We start from the raw sequence: 7,665 nt of genomic DNA, 5'->3' as shown, positions 1-7,665 counted from the left end.
GCTCCGAAATCTCGAAAACTCGCTCCCAATCAGCGGATTGCCGCTCCAAAACTTTGCAGTTGCACCGAATGAGGCATTACTTGCTCCCAATCGCCCATATCTCGCTCCCAATCAGGCTAAACTTGCTCCGAAATCGTGAAAACTCGCTCCTAATCGCCCATATCTCGCTCCGAAATCTCGAAAACTCGCTCCCAATCAGCGGATTGCCGCTCCGAAACTTTGCAGTTGCACCAAACGAAGCATCACTTGCTCCCAATCGCCCATATCTCGCTCCCAATCGGGCTAAACTCGCTCCCAATCATTGGATTGTCGCTCCGAAATCCTGCAGCTGCTCCGTATGAAGCATCACCTGCTCCCAATCGCCCATATCTCGCTCCCAATCAGCGGATTGTCGCTCCGAAATCTTGCAGTTGCACCGGATGAGGCATCACTTGCTCCGAATCGCCCATATTTCGCTCCCAATCAGGCTAATCTCGCTCCAAAATCGTGAAAACTCGCTCCCAATCAGCGGATTGTCGCTCCAAAACTTTGCAGTTGCACCGAATGAGGCGTTACTTGCTCCCAATCGCCCATATCTCGCTCCGAAATCTCGAAAACTCGCTCCCAATCAGCGGATTGCCGCTCCGAAAATCCAGCTGAACCCGGCTGAATCAGCATGGCTAAAAAAGCCTATCCGTTCCATATTTTCACTTCAATCCTGCCATTTATACACCAGCTGGCGCTGCCGCACGACATCACTTTGTCTTTAAACCTTTATAAGCTGCACCTATTCGTCGTTGGCACCGTCTGACATTTAAAAAGAGTGCGCGGACAAGCTGCGGACACAAAAAAGTCTGAATGGGAGCTGTATTCTGCATCATTCAGACGGCTTCAGTATTAATTTTCGCAGGGTGTCATTCCGGATCGGGAATCTCAAAATCAACGGCCAATGTATCGATCAGTCCTGCTTCTTTAAGGTAAGAAACAATGGCCTGATGCTCCGGTGACGGTGTGTAGTGTTCATGATCGGCCTTTGATCTGAAACGGACTGTCAGTGCCATCGAGTAGCCCTTGCCGCGTGTTGAATAATTCTGACCGGCCTGAATATCGAGAATTCCGGGCAGCTCATGGATCAAATGACGGAGGCGCCGCGCTCCCTCCTCTTTTTGCTCTTCTGTTGTTTCATCGGAAAATTTAAACAAAACAATGTGTTCGATCATCTTCAGAACCTCTTTTCATAAGATAGATCCGTCCCGTTCATTTTATCACATCGTACCGGGACGCCGGCAACAAAAATAGTTCACGGCGCCGTTTTAAAGGGATGGCCGGCCGCTTTCCGGACGGCGGCCGCATGGTTGAAAAGACGTTCCTTTTCCTTAATGTATTTGATCAGTTCGACCGTTGCGCCATAATGGCCCATCGGCGTAATCAGATAAATGCCCTTAAAATGTTTCATGGCGGTATCGATCAGTTCTTTTGCGATTTCCAGCCCCGCCTGAATCGATTCTTCCCGATCTTTTGCCTGTGCCATCCGCCTGCGGACATCGGCGGGCAGCCGAATGCCCGGCACCTCATTATGCAGGAACTCCGCATTGCGGGATGAGGTCAGCGGCATGATGCCGATATAAAGCGGTTCGGCCACGTCCGCAGTCGCTTCGCTGACTTCGATGATGCGCTGTCTGTCGAATACCGGCTGGGAGATAAAATAGTCCGCCCCGCATGCTGCCTTTCGCTGCATTCGCTGTACGGCGCGGTCAAGATTGCGGACGTTCGGATTGAAAGCAGCGGCTACGCGAAAGTGGGCGGGGCGTTTCAGGTTTTTTCCGGAATAAGAAATGCCGCGGTTAAATTTCTTGACCAGCTCAATCAGCTGCATGGATGAAAGATCATAAACCGACGTGGCCCCCGGGAAATCGCCGATTTTTGTCGGATCGCCGGTGACCACCAGCAAGTCATGCAGACCAAGCACGTCCAGCCCCATCAGGTGAGACTGGATGCCGATCAGGTTGCGGTCGCGGCATGTCAGATGGACGAGAGGCGGAATGGAAAACCGTTCTTTAATCAGACGAGCGATAGCCGTATTGCTGATCCGCGGCGAGGCAAGCGAATTATCCGCCATCGTAATCGCATCGGCTCCGGCCTTCTCGATGGCCCGGACCCCCCTGAAAAAATGTGCCGTACTCAGATGCCGCGGCGTATCAAGCTCGACAAATACCGAACGGCCGTTTGCGGTCTTTTCATAAAGCGGCGTTTCAGGATGGCTGTCATCCCGGCCGACAACGATCGGCGGGATTTTCTTTGATACTTTTTTGGCCTGAAGCGGCTCCAGTTCGGCGATTCCTTTTTTAAAAGCTTCAATCTGTACCGGGGTCGTACCGCAGCAGCCGCCGAGAAGCCGCACACCTTCATTGCGGAAGTCGACCGCATACTTTCTGAAATAAGCCGGTTCGGTTTCATAATACAATTTGCCGTCCCGATAGGCGGGAAGACTGCCGTTCGGATAGGCGGAAAGGAAGGCCCGCTTCGGAAGCGGGACCCCCCGGAGCGCCTGTATCATGTGGAAGGGGCCGAGGCGGCAATTGGTTCCGACGATGTCCGCACCGAGCGCCTCCAGCTCTTTCAGCGCGTCGGAAAGAGGCAGGCCGTTAAGCAGAATACCGGGTTCCTGCATGGATACGTGAGCAATGATCGGCCGATCCGTCGCCTTTCTTGCAAGCTTCAGCACCTCCCGCAGCTCATCGAAATCATAATAGGTTTCAAGCAGCAGGCCGTCCACGCCGCTTTCAATCAGACAGTCCGCCTGCTCCTGGAAACTCCGCGTGATTTCGCTCAGTTCCAGAGACTGCTGCCGGAATCCGCGGATACCGCCGATTGTCCCGAAGACATAGGTCTCGGGCCGGGCCGCACTTTTGGCGATTTCCGCGGCCGCCTGATTGAAACGGACGACCTCCTTTTCCAGTCCGTAGCGGGCGAGCTTGATCGCGTTTGCACCGTATGTGTTGGTCTGAATAACGTCCGCACCGGCATTGACATAGGCTTCATGAACGTGCCTGACCTCATCCGCATGGGATACATTGAGTTCCTCAAAACATCGGTCAATGCCGTAAGAGTATAAAAGTGTTCCCATGGCTCCGTCGCCGATCAGAATTCTTTTCCGAAGTTCATCAAGAATGGACGGGCGCATCATTCTCCGCTCCTGACTGTCCGTTTTTCTTTCTCCCGGACCGCTCCGAGAGCGCCCTGAAAATCACGGATCAGATCTTCGGCGTCTTCCAGTCCTACCGACAGCCGGAGCAGGCCGCTGCCGATTCCCGCTTTAATCCGTTCCTCCTCGGACAATTCCGCATGTGACATTTTCGGCGGATAGGATAAAATCGACTCGACGGCGCCGAGGCTGACCGCAAAGACCGGCAGGCTGGCATGACCGACAAATGTCCGCGCACAGGCTTCATCCTTCAGTTCAAAAGACAGGACGGCACCCCCGGAATCCGCCTGCCGGGCCTGCAGTGCCGCGCCCGGATGGCCGGACAGGCCGGGATAATAGACCGTGCGCACTTCCGGCTGTGTCTGTAGAAATTCGGCAATCATCCGCGCCGACTGTGCGGATTTGCGAATGCGGACATCCATTGTCTTCAGCCCCCGAAGCAAGAGCCATGAATCCTGGACGCCGAGAATGGCACCCATCGCATTTTGTAAAAAATACAGTCTGTCGGCAAGTTCGTCGCTGCCCGCAACTGCCAGACCCGCAACGACATCGCTGTGCCCGGAAATAAACTTGGTCGCACTGTGCAGAACGAGATCCGCACCCAGTTCCAGAGGACGCTGGAAAACGGGCGTCATAAAGGTATTATCCACAAAGGTAAGACATCCGTGCGCCCTTGCTATTTCGGAAATCGTCCGGATATCCGTCACTCTGAGTGTCGGATTGGACGGTGTCTCAACATAGATAACTTTCGTATTCGGCCGGATCGCCCGTTTGACTTCTTCGAGGTCGGTTGTATCGACAAACGTATGGCTGATCCCCAGTCTGCCCAATACCTGGGTAAGAATGCGGAACGTTCCCCCGTACACATTTTTCGGGACGACTGCATGGTCTCCCGCAGAGAGAAGCAGAAAAGCCGAAGAAATGGCTGCCATACCGGATGCGAAGGCAAACCCCCGCACGCCCCCTTCCAGTGCGGCTATTGCTTCTTCCAATGCCTCCCGTGTCGGATTGCCCGAACGGCTGTAGTCATATTTTCCATAATGATCAAAATCTTTCTGATGAAAGGTAGACGACAAATAAATGGGAACATTGGCCGCCCCGGTCTGCGGATCGACTGCCACTGTTTCTTTAATCAGCCTTGTGGCAAAACCGAATGTGTCAGCCATGCAGCACCACATCCTTCTTCAAGGACTGAAAAGCCTGATCGAGATCGTCGACCAGATCATCGGGATGTTCGATTCCGGCCGACAGGCGCAGCAGCGAGTTGGACAATCCGTACTTGAGGCGGTCGGCTTCCGGAATGTCCGCGTGTGTCTGTGTGGCGGGATAAGTGATCAGGCTTTCTACACCGCCGAGGCTTTCGGCAAAGGTGATCAGGTGCAGTGCCTTGAGGAAAGGCTGGACATAGGCTTCTTTGCTGAGTTCGAAGCTGACCATTCCGCCCCTGCCGGGATAAAGAACCCGGGTCACAAGCAGCTGATTGTTCAGGTAATCGACAATCCTCCTGGCATTCGTTTCATGCTGCCTCATTCTCAGTGCCAGAGTTTTCATTCCGCGGATCAGCAGCCACGAATCGAAGGGATCGAGTACAAGACCGCAGGCATTATGGAACAGCCTCAGCTTTTCGGTAATCTTGGCGGAGTTGGAAACAACCAGGCCGGCCAGCACGTCATTGTGCCCGCCCAAATATTTGGTTGCACTGTGAATGACCAGATCGGCTCCTTCTTCAATCGGTTTCTGAAGCACGGGCGTGTAAAATGTATTGTCAACAATCAGCAGCAGATGACTTCTCTTGGCAATGTAGGAAACCTCGGATATATCCACTTCCCGCATCAGGGGATTGGTCGGCGTTTCAATAAAGATGGCTTTCGTCTGCGGTTTTACAAGAGAAGCCAGTTCGTCATAGTCTGTGCCGTCCCAATAGGTGAATTCAATGCGGTATTGTCTGGCGAAGATTTCGAAGAGGCGGTATGTTCCGCCGTATAGATCTCTGGAGGCAATAATGTGGTCTCCCGACTGGAAAAGTGAAAAAACCAGCTGAATCGCGCTCATGCCGGAACTACAGGCAAAGCCTTCTTCTCCGCCTTCAATCGAGGCGATCGCTTTCTCAAGAATCGATCGGGTCGGGTTCCCCGTCCGGATATAGTCGTACCCTTTTGAAACGCCGATCCCTTCATGGCGATATGCAGTTGACAGATAAATAGGCGCGTTGACGGCGCCCAGTTCGTCAAAACCGTTGCCGATCTGTGTCAATTTTGTCTCCGTTTTGTAAGCTGTCATCGTGATTCGTCCCCTCTCCTTTTCTTGACCAAAAGCCCTGGCCGGCCCTGAAATTTCCGTAAAAAAAGCCTTCTTCGATAAGAAGAAGGCCGGTTGGCAGTTTTCTTCTTATCCCTCAAGCATCTAAGCATATGCTTGCTGGAATTAGCACCTTGTCGCCACATCGGGCAACGGTTGCTGAAACGTCATCGGGCCAGTCCCTCGGCTTCTCTTGATAAGAATCTTTTATTATGATATTGTTGTTGACTAGTTTACAATACTCTTTTTGTTTTTTCAAGCGGCCTTTTCATTATTTCGGAAAGAAGGCAGGCTATTGTTCGAAAAAGAGCCGCACCTGCGGGGAAAACAAAGATTTTTTACCGGTTCCAATTTTCTTTGATAAAAGCATCGCGGCCCGATTCGCTCCGCTCCGCCGCATAACGGTCCGGATGCTTTTTGTAAAATTTCTGATGCTCCTCTTCGGCCGGATAGAAGGGTGCGGCCGGAAGAATGCGCGTCACGATCGGCTTTGTAAAACGGCCGCTGGAAGCAAGCGCCGACTTTGATTGCTGTGCCAGTTTTTTCTGCACGTCATTATGATAAAAAATGGCGGTCCGATAATTGGAACCGCGATCGAAAAACTGTCCGCCGGCATCGGTCGGATCGATTTGCGTCCAATAGAGATCAAGCAGTTTCTCATAAGGAAAGACAGTCGGATCGAAGGTAACCTGAATGGCCTCCATGTGGCCGGTCGTCCCCGATTTGACCCGTTCATAGGTCGGATGCTCAACCTGCCCTCCCGTATACCCGGAGACAACTTTTTCTATGCCCGGCAGTGTATCAAACGGCTTGACCATGCACCAAAAGCAGCCGCCGGCAAAAGTTGCCGTTTCTTCAAGATGATTGTTCATTGGCTTTCCCCTTCCCGTTTTTATTGCTGTTCCGTCTTTTTTCTCCCGCTCTCAGCAGCTGCGGAACCTTATCTTCCTTTTTTATAAGAGGCAGATGTACGGTAAAAACGGTGCCCTTGCCCGGCCTGCTGTCGGCCTCAATCCTGCCGCGATGCTTCTCAACGATCCATTGAGCGATCGCCAGTCCGAGCCCGGTGCCTTTTCGATCCGTCCGCGAAGCATCCGCCTGAAAAAATCGATCGAAAATATGAGGCAGATCTTTTTCGGAAATGCCGATTCCGCTGTCCGACACGCTAAGCGTCGCCGTTTTATTATCCTGGCTGCAGGAGACGGCAATCTTCCCGCCCTTATTCGTAAATTTCATCGCATTGTCCAATAGAATGACAAGCAGCTGATGAATACGCTGCTCATCGCCGTTAATGATAACCGGCTTCTTGTCAAGCTTCAGTTCAAAAGTCTTCTCATCAAAATCAGCCATTTCGGCAAACGGTTCCGTCACCTTTTTCAGCATGAGCGTCAAATCCAGCGGTCCAAGGCTCACTTCCAGACGGTTGGCATCGGAACGCGCAAGCGTCAGAAGACTGCCGACCAGCTTAGACAGCCGCCGAATTTCGTCAAGCATGACAGCAATATCCTCGCCTGTATCCTGAATAGAGCGCTTCGGCTGCCTGAGCAGCCCTTCCGTCTTTAATTGGATAATGGAAAGAGGCGTACGCAATTCGTGGGAAGCATCGGCGACAAACCGGTTCTGTTTATCCCACGCATTTTGAATCGGCCGCAGCGCCCACCGTGCAAGAACATAGCCGAGCACGACCGAAAGCAGGGTTCCGAATCCCAGACCGGCCCAAATAATGGACAGCAGTGTATTCAGCAGATTGCGTTCCGGATCGACGTTGATGATAAAATAAACAGTTAATGTTGTCTTATTCGCATAAATTTTGTTGACCAGGACATGAAAATAATAGCCGGCTACCCTTTTTTCAACAATTTGATCCGTCGTTTTCGTCAAAAACGATTTCATCGTATCTGTCGTCAACGAATCCATTTTATCGGAGAAGAGAACCTCATTATTCTGATTAAGAATGGCAAAACTTAATCTCGGATCGCGCAATCTCGGATCACGCGTAACCAGAGCACCGCCGTTGAACGAAGCAAGCGCACCGGAAGCATGGGTCAAAATTTCATCGCTTCCCTGATACAGCACAGTCCGCTCATAGATATAGATGGTTCCTCCGAGCAGACTGATCAGACAAAATAAAATGAGCGAATTCAGAGCGGCCAGTTTAATCAGTGTTTGTCGGAACATAGGCT

6 protein-coding genes and 1 riboswitch are annotated in these 7,665 nt (G+C 52.0%); all 6 genes read right to left on the bottom strand.

Annotation, left to right across the window (positions count from 1 at the left end; all coding sequences use genetic code 11):
- Positions 1-893: 893 nt before the first annotated feature.
- A complete protein-coding gene (locus Q6A92_RS16955) occupies positions 894-1,199 on the bottom strand; it encodes a Dabb family protein (RefSeq protein ID WP_332238808.1) in 306 nt (101 codons plus the stop codon).
- An 80-nt stretch (positions 1,200-1,279) separates the two neighbouring features.
- Positions 1,280-3,163, bottom strand: coding sequence for a bifunctional homocysteine S-methyltransferase/methylenetetrahydrofolate reductase (locus Q6A92_RS16950; RefSeq protein ID WP_332238807.1), 1,884 nt, complete (start codon positions 3,161-3,163; stop codon positions 1,280-1,282).
- Positions 3,163-4,350: a cystathionine beta-lyase gene (gene metC / locus Q6A92_RS16945; protein WP_332238806.1), complete on the bottom strand. Its 1,188-nt coding sequence runs from the start codon at positions 4,348-4,350 to the stop codon at positions 3,163-3,165. Before metC ends, Q6A92_RS16950 begins: the two co-directional genes overlap by 1 nt.
- Positions 4,343-5,464 (bottom strand): methionine biosynthesis PLP-dependent protein, encoded by a 1,122-nt coding sequence (locus Q6A92_RS16940; RefSeq protein ID WP_274401335.1) that lies wholly within the window; start codon positions 5,462-5,464, stop codon positions 4,343-4,345. Before Q6A92_RS16940 ends, metC begins: the two co-directional genes overlap by 8 nt.
- Before the next feature lie 105 nt (positions 5,465-5,569).
- Positions 5,570-5,685, bottom strand: a riboswitch (SAM riboswitch).
- Positions 5,686-5,820: 135 nt separating this feature from the next.
- Positions 5,821-6,354, bottom strand: coding sequence for a peptide-methionine (S)-S-oxide reductase MsrA (msrA, locus tag Q6A92_RS16935; protein ID WP_332238805.1), 534 nt, complete (start codon positions 6,352-6,354; stop codon positions 5,821-5,823).
- A complete protein-coding gene (locus tag Q6A92_RS16930; RefSeq protein ID WP_274401337.1) occupies positions 6,338-7,660 on the bottom strand; it encodes a sensor histidine kinase in 1,323 nt (440 codons plus the stop codon). The genes msrA and Q6A92_RS16930 overlap by 17 nt, the downstream gene beginning before the upstream one ends.
- Positions 7,661-7,665 lie beyond the last annotated feature (5 nt).

Origin of the sequence: Sporolactobacillus sp. KGMB 08714, from assembly GCF_036598985.1 — a bacterium.
Taxonomy (GTDB): Bacteria; Bacillota; Bacilli; order Bacillales; family Sporolactobacillaceae; genus Sporolactobacillus.
The sequence above is the reverse complement of the archived record's forward strand: the minus strand, read 5'-3'. Positions and strand labels throughout refer to the sequence as shown.

What these genes read in the sequence shown, in the direction of transcription:
- Q6A92_RS16955 (WP_332238808.1), bottom strand. Translation starts at nt 1,199, where the DNA reads ATGATCGAACACATTGTTTTGTTTAAATTTTCCGATGAAACAACAGAA.
- Q6A92_RS16950 (WP_332238807.1), bottom strand. Translation starts at nt 3,163, where the DNA reads ATGCGCCCGTCCATTCTTGATGAACTTCGGAAAAGAATTCTGATCGGC.
- metC (WP_332238806.1), bottom strand. Translation starts at nt 4,350, where the DNA reads ATGGCTGACACATTCGGTTTTGCCACAAGGCTGATTAAAGAAACAGTG.
- Q6A92_RS16940 (WP_274401335.1), bottom strand. Translation starts at nt 5,464, where the DNA reads ATGACAGCTTACAAAACGGAGACAAAATTGACACAGATCGGCAACGGT.
- msrA (WP_332238805.1), bottom strand. Translation starts at nt 6,354, where the DNA reads ATGAACAATCATCTTGAAGAAACGGCAACTTTTGCCGGCGGCTGCTTT.
- Q6A92_RS16930 (WP_274401337.1), bottom strand. Translation starts at nt 7,660, where the DNA reads ATGTTCCGACAAACACTGATTAAACTGGCCGCTCTGAATTCGCTCATT.